The sequence below is a fragment of the Shewanella psychropiezotolerans genome, assembly GCF_007197555.1.
Taxonomy (GTDB): Bacteria; Pseudomonadota; Gammaproteobacteria; order Enterobacterales; family Shewanellaceae; genus Shewanella; species Shewanella psychropiezotolerans.
The window spans coordinates 3,240,755-3,259,698 of record NZ_CP041614.1; the positions used below are offsets into that span (position 1 = coordinate 3,240,755).

Below are 18,944 nucleotides of genomic sequence, written 5' to 3' on the forward strand. Positions count from 1 at the left end.
TGTCTCATCCCTCTATTCGTGTTGATAACCATTCTCATTTACGTGTAGACTTACTATTAAAACAACAATAGGAACACGCTGATGAATAACCAAAGGGTAAACCTGTCTATATCAACAGAAAAGCTGACTCAGCTGATTCAAGACGGCGTCTTATGCGCCGCTGATTTTCGTTGCCTGGACCAAGTGTCTAAGCAGAAAGTGTGGCAGATGTGCCTCTGGTGCTGTAGCAAGAAAATCAGTTGTACTAAAGACTGCGCCCTGAGCTGCTCTCCCGGATGTGCCTCACCCACGAAATATCAATCCCATTCAAGTATTGAACAAGTTAAAGAAATAACAAGTCAATCAACAACAAATACCAGCACTAAGTATGAACGGCTGCTGTAATGGGGTCACTACAAGTAAGGGTTAGTCTCAGATGAGATATTTTCTTAGGTTGGTGGTGAACCGGGATATTCTTAGGTATAAAATATTGTCTCCATGGCAAGTACACTGTTAAGATCAATATCTTAGCGATATTTAGATCCTCTGCTAGAAAAGCACCAGGACTTGCAATGAGAGTTAAATATGCACATGCCCCCAGTATTGCCACTGTTTGAATCAGCCAAATTCATTGAAGAAGGCAACAGTGTCATCAATCAATACATCACTCAGATCAGTCTCGACCAGGTGAGCGATGCAGGCTTAATCTTCGAACACGCATCAGAACTGCTCTACGAACAACAGCATAATGAAAACAGTTATAAAGCCTACCGCAGCGAATTAACCACTTTTTTTCATTGGTGCTTCGACGTAGTGAAACAGTCACCTGCATCGTTGACGCGCAGGGAGATTGCCCGCTATCTCGCCTATTGCCAAAATCCTCCCCTAGAGCTGATAGGCTACTTTAATGTGGCCCAATTTAAACTCGATAAGGCAGAAGGGCAAAGAGTCCCCAATTTTGCATGGCGCCCATTCGTGGGTAAGAAAGCCATGGGTAAAGAATTACCTTATCTGCTCAGCGAAAATGCCTTGAAGACCAAGATAGCCATTCTCTCTTCTTTTTATAGCTATTTGATGAGTGAAGACTACTGTGAGCGCAACCCAGCCCAAGCTTGGATGAATCACAGCCGTTTCTCCTCTAAGAAGAAGTACCGGGTAAACCCAGAAGACAGCAATATGTTGGCTTTCACCGAATTACAATGGTCTTACGTGATTGCCACGGTCGAAAAACTCGCCATCGATGCTCCAGACATACACCAAAGAAGCCTGTTTATGATAAAACTGGTCTACTCATGCTACCTGCGAGTCTCCGAAGTCGGGGCCAGGGCAGGTTACTCACCAGTGATGAGTCAATTCAGGCAAGACAAACAAACAGGAATTTGGAGTTTTCATATCCCCCTTAGTAAAGGGGGAAACGACGTAGCGTGGCGATATCGAAAGCCTTACTTGCCGGGTTAGTCGAGTACCGCCAGTTCTTAAAATTACCCGACTACCCGAGCTCAGGGGAGCAACATCCCTTGTTTATACGTCGTAAAGCCGCTGGACGGGGAAGGGAAGCTGGCACACTCAATGCCAACCTGGGAATACGCCAAATCAGAGACGAAGTGGGTAAGATCATCGAACATGCGGCTAACGCCGCCGAAAGTGATGGTTTTACAGAAGATGCCAAGCAGATGAGGAGCCTAAGTGTACACAACATACGCCACACAGGGATCACTCATGACATCAATATTAACGGTAGGCCGCTATCTCATGTTCAAGCCGATGCTGGGCACGAGAGTATCGATACCACATCCCAATATCTGCATACATCACAGATAGAGAGGCACCAAAGTGCGCAAAACAAGCCATTAGATCATCTGCAAGGGATAGGATAAATCCGATTTCTGAGAAAGTTTTAAGCTATAAATGATAAGTCTGAAGCGCCAATCAATCAGAATTTCAGCTCAGTTAATGCCGATAAGTGTCATTATCGGCAATTGAGTAAAAAATTGAAATAGGGTCTATATCCAGCCACTCAAATAACGTCTCATATCTCAGATCTTGCAATAAAGCGTTGGTGGTTCGCAGCGTAAAGAGCCTGATTGACGGCTATGCATATCGGCTAATGCCGTTCTCAGAACTGTATTTTAAGACAAAGTCACACCAATCTGTGCCCAGTTACGCTCAAGAGACTCTAAGTATACAAACTAGAGCTTAGCTCGAATAACTGGATTTAGACCTAATTTAAGTATCCAGTAAATTGGCTCGGATAACAGATCGAATTGGCGCAGGTTTCTTAGAATGAGTGGCTGGATCTGGTCAACAAGTCATGCAGCACATATGGCTTGATTTAAAGAGTTACAACACGGATCACTCGAAAAACCAAGCGTCGCTGTGTGCATACTTTAAAACTCTGTGAGTACTTGGTGGTTAGATTTTACGTAGCGACGCGCTAGAAATGATTAAAACTAGTATTGAATCAATGGATTGTATAACCACAAAAACCAAAGCGGTTAACCTAGTTTTATCGAAACACCATAAATGAAAACTAATGTGACAGTTTGCCATCTTGAATACCAAACCAGAGTTAAGTTGCTTATCGGGTCTAACAGGATTCTAATAGACTATGTTTCAATTTAATAAGGTCTGGGTACAAGCTTTGGCTTGGTGTTTAGCTGAGTGTTGAAATAGCAGTCAATACAGAACAGATACTCAATCAATTAATAGCTCTGATACTTGGCTCTGAATAAACAGTGCTAAATCAAATTACTGGCCATTACACAAAAAAGATATCAGGCTCTAAGGTCCCATATCTTCATCCTGGCGCTCTCACCCATGAGTGCGCACAATGTATATTATGTTAAATAACCTATCTAACATTAGGGGCTGATAATGCTTTGCACTCAAGATCCACTCCACTTAGGATTCCAGTTGTTTATGAGCATAGACTGCCACCATTACAGCTTTCACAAAACGCAATAAAAGAGGCTCATCGAAGTATTACAATGAGCCCTGTTTATGATCGGTATGTTTAAGAGTGTTCAGATTTATCCCAAAGTAATAGCTTGCGCCAGCCATTCACGTTAGCCGGGCCGGTTTTTCGGATCACCATGTTACGAATGACACGACCGATAAATGAGCGCCCTTTTCCGGCCAGGTGAATCACTCTATTGGATTCATCGATAACCCAGGAGATCTGCGCTAGACGTTGCGCTTTAAATTCTGGCAATAAGGTTTTGGTGGTTTTATGAGTCTTAAGTAAGTCAGCCAAACAATGCACATCTTCTAAGCCCATACCAACACCTTGTTGCAGTGTCGGTGGGCATCCATGCAGTGCATCGCCAATGAGCACGACTTTACCCGAATAGACATCACGCGAAGCCACGGCTTTTAATCTACCTTGTATAACAGGCGTATCGGCCTCTAAAGACTCGATAGCAGAGACAACCTTGCTCTCGAAACCAGAAAAACGTTTACGCAACCAGGCTTTCTTATCGCTTATCGAGTCAAACTCACCACTTTTATCTAGCACGTGTGCATAGCAATAGACTTTGTTGTCTGGCATAGGATAACGCATAAAGAAGTTATCTGAGCCCAAATAATATGTAGGCTCTAGTCCTTGAGTATCTTGCTCAATCAAGAAACGCCAGTTTGTCACACCCAGATCTTCTAATTCCGAGTTCTCGAATGCCATATGACGAGTTTGTGAGTTTATACCATCAGCAGCAACCACAAGATCAAACAGCTCAGAGTGTCCATTGTCGAACTCAACATCGGCAATTTCATCATATTGATTTATTCGCTTAATGGTGACGCCAAACCTGACTTTATTATCCATACCTTGGCGCAGTAACTCGAGCAGCTTTACTCTTGGCAATGCCAGAAATGGCTGCTGGTTCAATGGTTCTTCTAATAAGGAAGCAGACGATATAACTTTGCCATTGGGCTTAACGTAACTGACAGTTTTAACCTGATGAGCCGACTCTACGACTTGCTGCTTCAATCCTAACTTATCCAAACCTGCTACGGCATTCGCAGGAAGGCATATTCCAGCACCATCACACGACCATGAACTAGTTCGCTCTATGAGCGTATATTCATGTGCGGTAGCATCAAGACGCCTGGCAAGGGATAACCCGGCGATACCGGCGCCAACAATAAGGATTTTCATTAGTTTTATTCTTGTCTATAAATTATATGGGCCGAGTATGTCAGTCTAAGTAGGCTAACGCAAAAAATAGTTATTAGTGAATGTTAGGTAAAAGTTGGTGCGTAAGCGCCCTATCCTTCTTATCAGGCTTTATTCATCAGATAGATTGCTGGCTCAATATCAAACCATCGTCGACAGGTATGTAACTGCCAGTAATATTTGATGATTGATTTGATAAAAGAAATAAGGCAGCAGATTCTGCTTCTTGAGCTGTAGCCATCCTTTCTAATGGCACTTGATTAATGACAACACGCTCAAATTCTAGTTTTGCATCTTCGGGGAATAAACTTCCGGGGGAAGTTGCAATAGATCCAAAAAACAATGCATTAACTCGCACTCCTTTTGGACCTAACTCTCTAGCCCAGACTCGAATACTTGTTAGTAGCGCACCTTTTGACGCTGAATATAAACTCGTTGGGGCGGCTTCTTCATACACAGAACTGGAATTCGAAACGAGAATCGAAGCATCACTTTTCAAATACTTACTTAATGCCACAACCTGTAATATTGGCCCTCTAGAATTCACACTCAATACTGGTTTATAAATGTCTTCAGTTATCTCATCACAAGTATCATGCCTATCTATGCTGGCATTTAGCCAAAGACCGTCGAGATAACCATGCTCTTTGACGACTACGGCCAGTTCAACCCCCGTCGATGGACTCCGGGAGTCATTTTCAACCACAGAAATACACGAACCATATTGTTCTTCTAATTCTTTGAGCTTAGTGACATTTCGTCCTGTAGCGATAACCTTGCCACCATGATTGATAATACTTTCGGTAGTGGCTAATCCCAAACCACTGGTCGCTCCGGTTATTAAGTAGAGCTTACCTTGAAAATCATACATATAAATTCCTAGCTTGGTTTAACCATTTCTCCCAGGGCAAGTTGACCAACTTCTCACGGTGAAATCGGTTCACACTCTGAGTGCACTATGTTCAAAAAATCCCTCGGTTTTCGACGAGGGATTCTTGATTTAAATCAGGTGGTCTGAGATCTTCGCGATTAGATAGGGAGAGATTCTAGCGTCAACACGAAATAGTTCTTTGCATCAGGAACAGCCTTCACAGACATGTTTTTAGGGTACAGATTATCAGAAGCATTCCAGTCAACTTCTACTCCACCACTCTGTGCTGAGTGTTTGAAGTACAGAGCACCATTGGCAGGATATATCCCACCTTTTTCGACTTGCACACTGATAAACATGTCTTCAATTTGTGTAGGGCTCATTTTACCGATAGGATAAAAATCGGGATCATCACTACTGGATACAACCGGAATTAACGCGCCAGAACCTGATACGTTAGAATGGAGTGTGTAAACCCCTTCTATGCTTTTACTCGTTTCAAGTTTGATGTAGATGACGTCGTTATCATTAGGGATAACGCAAAAACAACTAATACCTTCACCGAAACTGTTACCAATTTCCGGTTCATCTTCATAAAATTGCTGAGTAATACCTAAACCCTCTCCGTGTTGCCAGCAAATAATAGAGACATCTTTACCTACACGAATAGACTGAGTTTTGTCGTTAAACCCTTCTTCCGTAGCGCCAATCACACCATCTTCAGGGCTATAAGTGTGTTCGATACCGTCATAAACAGGCGCTTCAAAAAGTGTACATGTTGTATTGTGAATTTGAGCTTTGCTCATTTTTATTCCTACCTTATATATTGACGCTTATATTAAGAAACCATTCACTTACACATCGAAGTAATTGATAACCTGTTGATATTTATCAATGTAGAATAAAATCTCGCGTATGGTAACTTCTCTTTCGGACAGGTAGACACCCCCAGAAATTTAGAACAAAGGCATATATCAAGCGAATGCAGATACAAGACCGAACACAGCTCAGAAAGAAAGTCCAAACAAAGGTGACAGAGCGACATAAAGGTATCGGAGCGAATAACAGAACTGTGGATGTCGGTGTTATTCGATATGCTATTGAGTAAAGTATTCTCTACTGTTTTATAGATATTACGTCCTTTTTAGAATCCATTTGGATTATCAATTAAGTAGACCCACCCATTATCTTGATACTGCATAACTTCAAGCGCGGTGCCACTAACATCACTATCGGCAAGCTTCCACTCGGAACGAATCAAAGCGATGTTGCCATTGATATGAATCGACGTAGACAAGGTCTGCATTTCACTGTCAAAACTTAAATAAGGGGCTAGTGCTTTAGAAATTTCTTCATGGCCTGTCGCCCTCCCCCCATCACTATCAAGGATAAATGTCGCATTTGCTGCAAATAATGTTGTCAGTCCTGTAAGATCTTTTACCTTAAAATACTGAGCAAATAGAGAGTGAAGCTCATCGGGTGATTGTGGCTTCTGGTAATCAAGGGGGACATCGGCTTTTGCATTAACAACAAAAAATGACACCAAAAGTATTAGTATTTTTACTAGATTCATCTTTATTTCCTTCATTGTGTGCGCCATTAAATAATGATATTTTGGCAATGAAGTTACGATACTCAAGTTAGTTTCTTTTTACTATTAGTAACCAAAAAGTAACTAGTTACCTTTTGATTACTAGGGAATTTTGCACAAAAAAATGATATTTTGGACAAACTAAAGCGGTGAGGAAAACTAAATGAGACATGTCACAGCCCCCGAGGGGTACTGTAATGTTGATAAGTATTTATCTTTAATATCAACTAAGTGGACAGCGCACATTGTCTATCTGCTTGGGAAATGTGAGCTAATGAGGTTTGGCCAAATACAGAAAGAACTGGCATTAGTATCCAGTAAAGTGCTCAGCTCAAGGTTGAAATTGTTGGAGGCTGAGCAGTTTATCTGGAGAGAGCAACAAGCAACGATTCCAGTGACGGTCAATTATGGTTTAACCGCTAAAGGGAAAGAGTTAGCGGAGATAGTTAGCCTGATAGTCGATAAGTCAGACGCTTGGGATGCGAACATTACTAGTAAGTGATTCAGTTATGTTCTCATAATATGTCTTTTAATTAATGATACACAAGCTGTTTTCCTATACTAATCCCACGTAAGCCCACGAAATTTGTCATCAACAACAAATCGTCCCCAATACCATTAGTCTGAGATGATTTGGTAAAAAGGTTCTTCGAAAAGTAAGTGAGAAGACGTTCCCTCCCGATCACTTCTGTTTTCATTTCGATAAGAGATAAAATTCCAAGTCGCTGCAGAAACATCTGATTCAGGTTTAACCCCAGGTGAAATAACATTTTGGCCTAAAGTGAGTTCTATCTCACCCAAAAAATCTTTAACTTTTTTCAGTTCTTCAGAGGCATAACCTAATTCCTTATCAGCTTTTACATAAAGAGTGATTTGTGCTCCAACGGCTACACGAGATTCCGGCGGGCAACGATTTAAGTCACTAATAGGTTTTATATATGTCAAATAACGTCGATAAAGTGTCACCTACATTCGTTATTTTCAGGTGACCGTTTACAAGGAAATACGTTATTTAATGTTTAAAATGATTTATTCTTGATTACAGAAACCTGAGTATGGCTCTGCAAATTGGCCGCTGTTACCTGCCCAGTTATTGGCTCGTTATATGCCAAGTTCCTTTTTTATTTTATTGTTTTCCAACGCGAGTTTAATTGTCTGAAAAGTACAGAAAGCAGCCCAAGGAACTGCGATGGCTAATGCTGTATTAACTACCGAGGAGTCTGCTAATAATGGATGAAGGGACTCAGGGTTGTCTCCAAATTTTGAAAACAAACCTAAACCTATCACAAGCATGGCTGGAAAGTCGTACCAGCTTAGCCTCTTTAGTTTATTTTCATTTTCTTTTAACCTATTTTCTAGTTGATCCCTTTCATATTGCATTTACTTATTCCTTGTTTCGAAGATTAGACATATAACATTGGTCTAGTGCACATAGGTGCATTTATTAATGCCTATCATCTAAATTAATCATATTGTCAGTAAGCTGAGTTTACATATCACAGCACGACAAAGCCCAATATATTTATATTTCAGGAGGAGTTTTCCAACCAGCAAGCATTCGATGACCATTGCCAGCAGCCTCACTTCATTACTCTGCTGCAGCGGCTCGAAGGTCTACTAGCGCAAGAACCAGAGAGCGGTTTCTTAACCCCTTTAGAGAATAAACAATACAAACCATCAATGACCTATGTTACTCGCTAAGTCCACACATTATGGTTTTACAAAATAGGCCTTATAGCATAAATGTCATAAAGCCTATTTTTATCACGTGTTATGCGAGATTGCACATTACGTCTGTTGATAGGGAGAAATTATGGCTTTTAACATCAAGCCCGAGTCTAGTATTAAACCCGTATTGCGTTTAATTCACTGATTGGTTCCCCTAACCAAAATAAACTAATGGGTGTCTCATTTTTGTTCTCAAGGTGCAAGTCAGAGAGCTTAGATGCATAACCATAACGAACGTGCTCAGGGGTTCCCCAAGCAGGGATGGCATTAGTATCAATGGATTTCAGCAGCTCCTGTTTCAAGTTTTTTTCCTGCTCTAGTCTTTGTTCAGATCCTAGGGTTCTATTTTGCTGTAATTCAATCAAAGCATCTGTAAGTTCGGGCTTCACATTAAGCTGGCTCAAGTGAGATAAGACTGATTCAGCGTCGTGAGTTTTCAATAACTCTTGAGTGTATTGTGATAAGTCACTCGCAATTCTATCTAGAAATTGCCCTTTATTCATCACCCGTAAATCGATTGTGTCTTGAATAAACTGCTCTGCTGCAGTCTCAGGTATTTTGGGGAAATTATGGACCAGACTTACTCTTAACATAGTCCTGTTATCGGAGGAGTAATTGACCTCACCTGCTGCTATATATTGCGGCATAATATTGGTTAACGCCCCTATTGAGGCTTTCACAGTAGCAAGTTGCGGAGAGACGACAACTGATGCGACCTCTGTTTTAACTACATTTTCGACCTGGTCTCGCACGCCAGGTCCTTTAGCACTGGCTAAATCCTGTTGCGCCGTTTGATAATGAGAAAGCGTTTGTTGCAGAATGGTCACATGTCCTTGATAAACAGCCTTATCATGCGAGTTTAAACTGACCGATTTAGTTTTTGCAGCGCTATCAATCTGGTCCTGTATATCGGCTAACTGGTCTTGTAATTTTGAAACATCAACTGGCGATAAATCAAGCTGGTCTGTCAGTCCATTAATACGCTCGCGCACCTGTTCTAAATAAGTATGCTGTACATTACCAGCCATCTGCGCGACCGAAGCCCCCACGATGATAACGCCGTTCTCTGATTCGGCCTTTTTAGATTGAATCCCCAGTACCGTATTGTAGGGTTTATCGGAATAAATCTGATCGATATCATAAATGGGTTCTAAGTATTTTGAGATAGATGGGTCTAATACCGAATGAATAGCACCAGCTCTCTTGCTATCTTGACCCAGTGCATAGACATAAAAGTCTGCCTTCAAAGTGTCCGCTGTTTTCTCTTTGTTATTATGAGAGAAATCAATGTTAATCTTGCCGTTTTCATCCGGAGAAATCGAAACCTTATCGACTTTAACCAAACTTTTTTCGGCAGCCTCTGGTGCATGCTCAAGCTGATTACCATCTAACAGTACAGGCGAGGTTGAACGAATAAACCATTTAATGTCGGCACCCAGACTCCCTGCTCTTTCAACCGCATCAATACCAGCATTTGGGCCATGCACGACAACCGTTTTTCCTTTTAACGATTCTCCATTATCTGTTAAGCGCATAAACTCATCTAAATCTAAGACCTGACTCTTAAGGGATTCTTTGTTATTCACAGTGATATTGCCAAGGCGTTGTTCTGCAGGCGTCAGTGATGATGAATCATCACTTTCAGCCAAAGCATTGGTGTGTGGCCCAGCGCCAATACCTAATATAACCTGCTTAGCAACAAACTCATGGCCTTGCTTAGTACTCACTTTAAACAGGCCATTGTCACCTTTTTTTACACTGGTTACTTCGTCATTTACCTCTCGAACACCGAGGCTGACCGCACGGTTAATTTGCGCGGTATTCGCATCAGAAAATTGCTGGCGATCTGCATATTCCTTACTATATTCTGGTGCTTTACTGCCCCAGGTATCTATCAGCTCATTTTGATGATTGATAAAACCAGAGCCTCGTACTTCTTTAGACCAGGGCTCAGAGCTACCTATGACCATGGCTCGCCCCGTTAATGGAGGTTCATGGGATAGTGCTTGTGCTGAATGCTGTCCTTCATATCGGTCACAAACCTCAGTTAACGCATAAGCAATACTGCTTCCACGACCAATGAAGATCACATCCTGCACTTGATTGTTGCGTGCCGTCTCCACCTTGTCAGAAATTTTTTTAATTGAACTGGTTTGGTTAACCGTCGATACATTTTGATCACTAGTGTGTGTGGAAATAGTCGTTGGCTGAGATGAGTTAAGTATCTGCATATGGCTCCAGTTATTTATTTAATAATTGATTGCTAATTTATACATTTATTCAAAATAAATGGCATAACAAAAAGACGCTTTTTTTTATATTTCAATTAATTAGTAAAAAACATCATGTGCCAAAGGCTACAAGCCGGTGAACAAACTAACGGATATGATGGTAAGCGGAACGCTATAATCTCTGATAGTGCCAGTATCAAATCAATTAGACTGCATAAGTTAATGCATAAAAAAAACCCGCAGCCTTCAGAGGAAGGCTGCGGGTGAAAGGACTAGCGAGATTAGACATGCTTGTCTAAGCAGAGTAAAACAGAATCCTGCGCCTAAACAGCTGTCCTAACGGTCAGGACCCATAGCGGTGTCAAGGTTCATTTATTTTATTCAGTGCTCACATAAAGCTGATATCAGGTCATAGCTCATGTTACAGCTTAGTGACTGCCAGCTTAGCGCCGAAGCCCAGGAAGATGCTGCCGGAGACATAATTCATCCAGCGGGCGTTTCTGACATTCGTCAGCAGAGATTTAAACTTCTCAGCCATCATTATCACCACCAAAAACCAGCTCGAAACCACGATGGCTTGAGTCAGGCCTAAGATCATGCTGTCGGCCAGTACGCTTTGCTGCGAGATAAACTGCGGAAATATAGACAGGTAAAACATGACAATCTTAGGATTAAGCATGTTAGTCAGAAAGCCTTTCATAAAATCATTGGCCATAGCCCGACTGTCTTTACTTAATTTAGTGCTTGCGGCGACAGTTTCCGCTACTTTTTCGCCGGCAAGATCGGCTTGTGGTTTGGCTACTGGCTCTGTGATGGGCTCAGCTGCTAGCTTCAATGTGCTTAAGTTGATGCCTGCGCGGATATTGCTGATGCCTAACCAGATTAAGTAGGCTACGCCCAACCATTTTAAAAGCATAAATGCCCATACAGACTGGCTCAATAACAGACTGATGCCTTGAGCCGAGATAAACGCGTGGACGATGAATCCCAGGCTGACACCGGCAATGTTGCTAAAAGCCAGTAATCGACTTTTTGTCAGCGCAGTAAAGAGTACCAGTAAGGCATTGGGTCCAGGGATAATGGCGATCAGGAAGACAATTCCTGCGAACAAGATAATAGTATCGATATTCATGGTAATTCCATTTTTAAATGTGCAACAATTCCACCCGAGACACGCTCAGATGTTTAAAAAATTGTACTTGTACTTGGTCAGCTTCTTAAACAGTGATGAATAAGTAGAAGCTAAGCCATCAGCCTTTGGCTGGAAATATTAACCGCGCGGGGGCAGCGGTTAGCGCAGATACAAGTCGTGCACATCATAGATACCTTGTTTGATTGACTCAAAATACCGCCACATTGTAACGGTCATCGATTTAGAAAGCTGATTTAAAGAAACAACTGATTTAAAGCAATCAGCGAACTCCAGATTAACTAACCTAGTATCAGACCGCAAGCCTAGTGCTTCCTTCTGTCACAACGAGTGCAAGTTATAAAGAGAAGAGATAGTCCTGAACAGTAAAAAGCCATGAACGGTAAACAGCCATGAGCAATAAACAGTCCTGAACGACAAAGAGTTGAGACAAGCGCCCTCACCTGCAATCGCTCGACAAAGTCCTAAGATCCAGTGATGTAAAATTCGGGCTCAAAAATCTTAAGCCATAGCGATTAATTAGATGTTGTGAACAGGTCTATCCCCCTGTAGCTCTGTCATAGTAGTTCCTTAAATCGCCAGACTTCTATTTAAGGAACTAACTAACCGGAGTATTATTTTCTCTAAGCTCGAGTATCTCTTGTTTAACAGAGCCCGGAGATTTAGTTGAATTGCACAATAATTTATACATGGTAGGGATAACCACTAGTGTAACCAATGTAGAAAAACCCATACCGAAAAACACCACTATCCCCACAGATATGCGACTCTCAGCCCCAGCACCACTGGACAATAATAACGGTAAGGCACCAGCTAGTGTGGTAAACGCAGTCATAAGGATAGGTCGTAATCTGCGAGTCGCACCTTCTATAATTGCAGAGTCGAACGACTCGCCCTTATCTCTTAATTGGCCGATAAATTCCACTATGAGGATACCATTTTTAGTCACCATACCTATCAGCATTATGATGCCTATCTGACTGTAGATATTAATACTCTGACCGGTTAACCAAATTCCCAGCAAAGCACCAAATATGCCTGTTGGCACGGTCAGCATGACAACAAAGGGATTGATGAAGCTTTCAAATTGCGCAGCCATCACTAAGTAAACAACCAACAATGCCAGTATAAAGATGAGCATGGTGCTATTTTGATTATCAATAAAATCTTTAGAGTCTCCGGAATAACTCAAGTTGATATCTTGAGGTAGGTTATCAATAGCCAGATCTTCAGCATAAGTTAATGCATCACCTAAGCTTGCTCCATCAGCCAGGTCTGCTTTTATCACTATTGATTTCCGTTTTCCTATATGTGTCAGTTTCTGCGCCGAAGCAATGCGCTTTACACGCGTGAAAGAGTCGACAGATACTATTTCCCCTGAGCTAGTCCGCATAAATATGCTCGATAAATCACTACTCGATTTAAATTTTTGCTCATCGCCACGCACGAATACATCGTACTCATTGCCACTTTCAATATAAGTGGTCTCTGTTTTCCCCCTAACATGACATTTAAGGTATCTGAGACCTCTGACACACTTATCCCCAGTTCAGCCGCCCGCTTTCTATCGACTTTAATTATCATTTCAGGCGTTTTTTCCGAGTAATCGATCAACGCACCAGTCATGAGAGGACTGCTCTCCATCTTGGTTTCCATCACCATCGCCCACTCGTTGAGCGTGGCGTAATCGCTGCCACTTAATACGATTTGTACTGGTTCTTTAGAGCCACCTTTAAATCCTGGAAGCGTAGGTCTTATTCGCACATCAGGAATATTAGCAAGTTGCTTCTTTACTATTTTTAAGATGGTTTGAGCACTTTGCTGACGTAAATCCCAATCTTCTAATTGCAAGATGGCTAAACCAAATTGATCGCCACTTTTACCGCCTGAGATGGGTGTCTGTACACTGATTGACTTTATAGTACCGTCATTTAGCATCGACAATAGCCGCTTTTCAATCTTCTTCATATTATCTGACATGCGGGTAAAACTAGTCCCCTCAGGGCCATTCACTTTAATTAAAATAACGCCTCTGTCTTCTTGAGGCATTAGCTGTGAGGGAGTGTTAGTGGCAATGATAAAACTTGCCACTAAGCAAAGAATGATGATAATTGGTGCGTTATAATTATGCTTTAAGCTCTGATTAAGCAAGTTTCGATAATGCACTTCTAGCCCTGATAATGCCTGCTCTACTTTAGTATTGAATACATTGTTTGTTTGCTTTTTACGTAACAGCTTTGCGCCTAAAACTGGCGTTAAAGTTAATGCAATTAAGGTTGAAAATAAGACCGAAACCGCAATCATTACTGCAAATTCGGTAAACAAGCGCCCAATCATACCGTCCATAAATGCAATGGGCAGAAACACCATAACCAGAACAAACGTAGTTGCTAACACAGCAAAACCGACTTCTCGAGTTCCTTCATACGCTGCAAGTAACGGTGGCCGGCCTTTTTGGATGTGATGATATATGTTTTCAACCACTACAATGGCGTCATCAACGACTAACCCTATCGCCAATATTAGGGCTAATAGGGTTATTAAGTTAACCGAAAATCCTAAATAGCTGGCAAAGATAAATGTCGCAACAAGCGAGACGGGAACAGTAACAGCAGGGATCAATGTGGCCCGCGCCTGACCAAGAAACAGATAGAGCACCAAGATAACCAGAGCACAAGTCATCAACAGTGTTTTGTATACTTCATTAATCGAACGTTCTATGAAAACGGTAGCATCATAGTCGACAAGAATTTGGGTTCCTTTTGGCAGAAACTTTTGTATCTGAGCCACTTCGCTATGAACCAGGTTAGCAAGTTCCAGTGGATTCGCATCTGCTTGAGGCACTATAGCCAGACTCACACTGGAAATACCGTTACTTCGATAGCTTGAATTTTCACTCTCGGCCTTTAATTTAACTTCAGCGACTTGATTTAGATAGATCACAGTGCCAGAGTTTGATTTACCAATAACAAGAAACCTGAAATCTTTCTCAGCATCATAGAGACGCTCTGTACGGACGGGCATTACGATGGAGTCATTTCTCACCTCGCCCGCCGGACTCTCTAAATTCTCTGCCTTCAAAGCATCGAGGATATCGGTCGTTGTGATCTGATGCCCTGCCATTTTTTCTGGATCTAGCTTGATATACATGACTTTAAACAAGCCACCAGATAAATCGACCGCGCTAACACCATTGAGGATGTTAAACCTGTCTTCAACATTCTGACTAACGAAATCAGTCAGCTGGGTTCTATTCATCGCTGAAGAGGTGACATTGACATATAGCGCTGGTTCACCCGTTCCGTCATCTTTTGATACTGTGGGCTCGTCTGCATCTTCAGGTAGAGAGTTCTTAGCCCGTGCAATAGCATCTCTAATATCGCTCACACCTTCATTAATATCGGCGCCTTCCTCAAATTCAATGGTGATACTCGACGCACCATTTTTACTGGTTGAGGTGATATCCTTAACCCCACTAATACCAGTGAGTTGCTCCTCAAGTTTAGCGGTGACCTGACTTTCTATGATCGATGCCGAGGCACCTTTATACTTGGTACTTATGTTCGCAATAGGACTTACCATATCGGGCATTTCAGTTACTGGGAGTTTAAGAAATGCCACCATGCCAAACAGGGTCAACAGTATGCTTAACACTATCGCAATCGTTGGTCGTTCGACGGAAGTATCAGAGATCCACATTATTTAGTCGCCTCTGATGCTGGTATAGTGGATTCCTTTACCCTGTCTTGGTCTTGTATATTCACCAAGCCTTCTGTCACGATACGTTGACCTGGACTCAGGCCTGATATCACTGTCATTAGCTCACCAAATTGATCCCCTAGCTCCACCTCAATCCTGTTAGCTATTTGTTTATCATCTATGATGTATACATAAGTCTGGTCACCTGCATATTCAATCGCTTGTAACGGCAAAACTGTGTAGTCGTACGATGGAAACTGGAGTTTTGCATGAGCAAGCATGCCAGGTTTTAGCTTTTGTTGAAGATTAGGAATAGAAACTCTTATTTTTATATCAAGACTTTGTGGCTGCACTCTGGAGTCAATTGCTTCTACGACACCAATGAACGTCTCGTCGCGCCATGCACTGACTTTAGTGGTAATAATCAGGCCTTTCGTTAGTTTTGAAATATACTTTTCGGGAATATTTAAATCCACTTGCATCAAGGAAAGATCGTCCAACGTCATTAGGGACTCGTCCTTGATCAATCTTTGTCCTACCGTGATATTGCCTAAACCCAGTACCCCTGAAAAAGGCGCAACTAATTGGTGATCCTTAAAATTGACTCTTGCGGCATCAAGTTTTGCTTGCGCTATATCCACACTGTTCTGTTGGCTCTCTTTGATGGTCTGGCTTACTCCACCTTTGGGGCCAAGTTGTATATATTCATCTAGCTTACGAGTTTCATCTTTAAGGTAAGCTTGCGCTTCAGCCAATTCAGCTTTTACCAGATCATTGTTGAGTGTAAGTAGGATATCCCCTTTCTCAACATACTCGCTGTCTGCAATCCTTACCATTTCAACTCGCCCATCAACTTCTGAAGTAATAACCACTGACTTTTTAGCCACAAGTGTTCCCACAAGTTTTACCGAATCAAGAATAGTCTGGGATTCAACCAGCGCAGAGGTAATGTATATCTCTTTTTCTTTGGCTTTATTGGTTTGATTGCTATCGCAACCAAAAAGGAAAATTAAGAGGACCAATAACAAGGAAGTATTTTTCATGGGCTTTATCTGAAATTAAGATTGACTTAAGTCTAGACTATATTTTTGTCAGATCTATTGGTTTTACACTTAATTACACTAACCATTACAGTGAGTTACTTCTCATTTAACCAGATAAACGTGACATCCGGCACTTAAGTTTAAACAGATTTATAAATGCCTTCGGACAGCAAGAGTCGAAGGCATTTTATGCAGATAAGTATGCGACTCTGTATGCAAGAGCGCACTTGTCCCAGATAACCAATATTAGCTTGCCTGCTGCAGCGCTTCACTGTCGGCTACTTGATCATCATTCATCATCCTGGTCAGCTTAGGTGCAAGCCAAGCCATGATGATAGCGATGACTAAGGTCACCAGACCTATGTCCAAAAACAGATCTATGTAGATAGGTAAAGTCAGCAGTGGCTCGGTCACGTTCTCTGGTGCGGCGCTGAAGGTGGCAACGTAACCACCGATGACAAACGATGCCGCCTGAGTTAGGAACCAGGCGCCCATGGTGAACCCCATCAGACGTTGAGGCACTAGGCTGGCTACCATGGCCAGACCCAGACCGCTGATCAGCAACTCACCCAAACTCTGAAACAGATACACTAGTACCATCCACCACATAGACACCATGCCTTGGCTGTCGGCAAAGTAAGTGCCTGCAGCAGCAACTATCAAGAAGGCAAAGGCACACATAAACATGCCTAAGGTAAACTTGGCAGGCATGGACAGATCCCGTCCCTGCTGGCCAAAGCGCAAATAGAGGTAAGCGAGTATGGGACTACACAAGACCACCCAAAATGGATTTAACGCCTGCAGACTAACAGGGTTAATATTAAAACCCATCACTTGGGTATCGACATTGTAGATGGTGAAGAAATTGAGCGAGGTCGGCATCTGAGCGTAGAGAACATAGAAGATGATTGCTTGCAGCATCAGGATAAACACCACTATCATCCGCTTTCTGGTGACACCTGTCTCTGCCAAGGTTTCCTTGGCAAATATACTAATCACGCCTATGGCAATCAAGCCCAGCACGATATTAGCCATCATGATGTTGACCATCAGCCAGGCACACAAAAATACCGCAGCCACAGACACTAGCATCACAATCAATAGGCGGATATAGCTCAGTGGTTGATTATCGGGTTTCGAGCCGATTCCTTGTACGGTATAGCGAAACAGCAGATAACTCAGCAGACTCGCGATCAGGCCAAGACCTGAGATAGCAAAGGCCACCCCATAACCATACGCGTCAGCAATGACCGGGCTCAGTGACAGCGCCACCAGAGATCCCACATTAATCGCCATATAGTACAAGGTAAATGCGCCATCGAGACGACTGTCGTTATCCTCGTAGCATTTTGCCAGCAGGCTTGCCGGGTTAGCCTTAAACAAACCATTGCCCACGGCCACAGTGGCTAGCGCATAGAAAATAAGTCCGGGATGCTCAATTGACATGGCCATCATGAAATAACCTAGCGCCAACACCAGAGCGCCCAAAATCATGGTTCTCTTAGTCCCCAGCACATGATCGCCCACATAACCACCGATCGCCACTAAGCCAAACACTAAGGCAGCAAATGCACCGAAGGTCACGAAGGCATCTTGCTGGCTATAGCCCAGATGCTCGACAAAATAGACGGCTAAGATCCCTTGCAGGCCGTAGTAACCGAACCGTTCCCACAGCTCGATGAAAAATATCATCTTGAAGGGTTTAGGCTGGTTGAAAATACTCGTGTCACTTTTCATGCAGGATAGGTTCACTATTTTCTAATTGAATAAAACATTAAACCCCGAGTCGACGAATATTATTGTGAGCTAATTAACTATCACAGGTTTAAAGTGTGACCTACGTCACAAAGGCACACCTGCGAACACAGAGGTAACATGCTGTAACACAAGTTAATAACCAAAACCTTTCTCTGTAACAGCTACACCCCTTCAGACACAGGGCTGGCAGTCCCTGCACCGATAGATAGAATCAGAGATCAAGGGGGAAACTCTCATAGAGACAGATAAACACTGGGTTGCTGGAGCGGTTTATTCAACAGAAATTTGAAGTTATCGCGACTTTTTAGCTTTGCAATTTCTATCGAGCAAGAGTAACTTGAGCCATTACTAAAATAGAATTAGCAAACGTATCGTTTAATAAGCTAATCGAGCATAAGAGGAGATCAGGTTAACTATAATGACAAATCGGATGTCCCTGACGCTTAAAAATAGCCTCTGGCTAGTGTTCGGCTTGTGGCTGATTGCTCTGCAATCAATCACCCTCGCCCATTCTGTCGAGCATGCGCTTGAGCACGATAATACCCACTGTGTTTACAGCAATATTTATCATGATCACAGTGCTGGCCCGACAACGGTCATCATGCCAGCAATGTGTCAGCAGCAAGCTGAAATTATTGCTCCTCCACAGTATCTTCAGCCTTCATTACCTTGGCTGCGCAGCCTAAACGTACGTGCCCCTCCCTTTTAGTCCTTAAGCAAACC

The 18,944-nt window shown here is 42.4% G+C and carries 13 protein-coding genes and 3 pseudogenes; 5 read left to right on the forward strand and 11 right to left on the reverse strand.

Annotated elements, in window-relative coordinates; genetic code table 11:
- Nucleotides 1-81: 81 nt before the first annotated feature.
- Both FM037_RS14330 and FM037_RS14335 read left to right on the forward strand, forming a co-directional pair.
- The gene (locus tag FM037_RS14330; protein WP_144046558.1) at nt 82-384 is read left to right on the forward strand and encodes a hypothetical protein; all 303 of its coding nucleotides are present in this window, start codon (nt 82-84) and stop codon (nt 382-384) included.
- Between the two features lie 180 nt (nt 385-564).
- A pseudogene (locus FM037_RS14335) lies at nt 565-1,856 on the forward strand (tyrosine-type recombinase/integrase).
- 1,136 nt (nt 1,857-2,992) lie between these two features.
- On the opposite strand, the gene FM037_RS14340 reads toward FM037_RS14335, so the two are convergent.
- The 4 genes from FM037_RS14340 to FM037_RS14355 form a co-directional block, all read right to left on the reverse strand.
- Nucleotides 2,993-4,132, reverse strand: coding sequence for an FAD-dependent monooxygenase (locus tag FM037_RS14340; RefSeq protein ID WP_144046559.1), 1,140 nt, complete (start codon nt 4,130-4,132; stop codon nt 2,993-2,995).
- A 136-nt stretch (nt 4,133-4,268) separates the two neighbouring features.
- Complete coding sequence (locus FM037_RS14345) at nt 4,269-5,021, reverse strand: SDR family NAD(P)-dependent oxidoreductase (protein ID WP_144046560.1); 753 nt, start codon at nt 5,019-5,021, stop codon at nt 4,269-4,271.
- Between the two features lie 158 nt (nt 5,022-5,179).
- Entirely contained in the window at nt 5,180-5,827 is a 648-nt protein-coding gene (locus tag FM037_RS14350; RefSeq protein ID WP_144046561.1) for a beta/gamma crystallin domain-containing protein, read from the reverse strand.
- 338 nt (nt 5,828-6,165) lie between these two features.
- Nucleotides 6,166-6,594, reverse strand: a complete 429-nt coding sequence (locus tag FM037_RS14355; protein WP_144046562.1) for a YybH family protein — start codon at nt 6,592-6,594, stop codon at nt 6,166-6,168.
- A gap of 181 nt (nt 6,595-6,775) precedes the next feature.
- Here FM037_RS14355 and FM037_RS14360 point away from each other — a divergent pair, with 181 nt between their 5' ends.
- Nucleotides 6,776-7,114, forward strand: a complete 339-nt coding sequence (locus tag FM037_RS14360; protein WP_144046563.1) for a winged helix-turn-helix transcriptional regulator — start codon at nt 6,776-6,778, stop codon at nt 7,112-7,114.
- 116 nt (nt 7,115-7,230) lie between these two features.
- On the opposite strand, the gene FM037_RS14365 is transcribed toward FM037_RS14360, so the two are convergent.
- Both FM037_RS14365 and FM037_RS14370 read right to left on the reverse strand, forming a co-directional pair.
- Complete coding sequence (locus tag FM037_RS14365) at nt 7,231-7,578, reverse strand: hypothetical protein (RefSeq protein ID WP_144046564.1); 348 nt, start codon at nt 7,576-7,578, stop codon at nt 7,231-7,233.
- Between the two features lie 135 nt (nt 7,579-7,713).
- Complete coding sequence (locus FM037_RS14370; protein WP_144046565.1) at nt 7,714-7,992, reverse strand: hypothetical protein; 279 nt, start codon at nt 7,990-7,992, stop codon at nt 7,714-7,716.
- Between the two features lie 126 nt (nt 7,993-8,118).
- Between FM037_RS14370 and FM037_RS30140 the strand changes: the two are divergent.
- Nucleotides 8,119-8,313 (forward strand): annotated as a pseudogene (locus FM037_RS30140) (putative quinol monooxygenase); the annotation flags it as partial.
- 143 nt (nt 8,314-8,456) lie between these two features.
- Here the strand turns inward: FM037_RS30140 and FM037_RS14375 are convergent.
- The 5 genes and pseudogenes from FM037_RS14375 to FM037_RS14395 all read right to left on the reverse strand — a co-directional run bounded on the left by FM037_RS14375 (nt 8,457) and on the right by FM037_RS14395 (nt 18,200).
- On the reverse strand, nt 8,457-10,310 hold the full coding sequence (locus FM037_RS14375; protein WP_144046566.1) for a restriction endonuclease: 1,854 nt from the start codon (nt 10,308-10,310) through the stop codon (nt 8,457-8,459).
- A 682-nt stretch (nt 10,311-10,992) separates the two neighbouring features.
- Nucleotides 10,993-11,703 carry a LysE family translocator gene (locus tag FM037_RS14380; protein ID WP_144046567.1) on the reverse strand — a complete coding sequence of 237 codons (711 nt, stop codon included), beginning with the start codon at nt 11,701-11,703 and terminating at the stop codon, nt 10,993-10,995.
- Nucleotides 11,704-12,319: 616 nt separating this feature from the next.
- Nucleotides 12,320-15,420: pseudogene (locus tag FM037_RS14385) on the reverse strand (efflux RND transporter permease subunit).
- Nucleotides 15,420-16,463, reverse strand: a complete 1,044-nt coding sequence (locus FM037_RS14390) for an efflux RND transporter periplasmic adaptor subunit (RefSeq protein ID WP_144046568.1) — start codon at nt 16,461-16,463, stop codon at nt 15,420-15,422. The pseudogene FM037_RS14385 and the gene FM037_RS14390 overlap by 1 nt, the downstream one beginning before the upstream one ends.
- A gap of 246 nt (nt 16,464-16,709) precedes the next feature.
- Entirely contained in the window at nt 16,710-18,200 is a 1,491-nt protein-coding gene (locus FM037_RS14395; RefSeq protein ID WP_144046569.1) for an oligopeptide:H+ symporter, read from the reverse strand.
- A 439-nt stretch (nt 18,201-18,639) separates the two neighbouring features.
- Between FM037_RS14395 and FM037_RS14400 the strand changes: the two genes are divergently transcribed.
- On the forward strand, nt 18,640-18,930 hold the full coding sequence (locus tag FM037_RS14400) for a hypothetical protein (protein ID WP_144046570.1): 291 nt from the start codon (nt 18,640-18,642) through the stop codon (nt 18,928-18,930).
- The last annotated feature ends 14 nt before the right edge of the window (nt 18,931-18,944 follow it).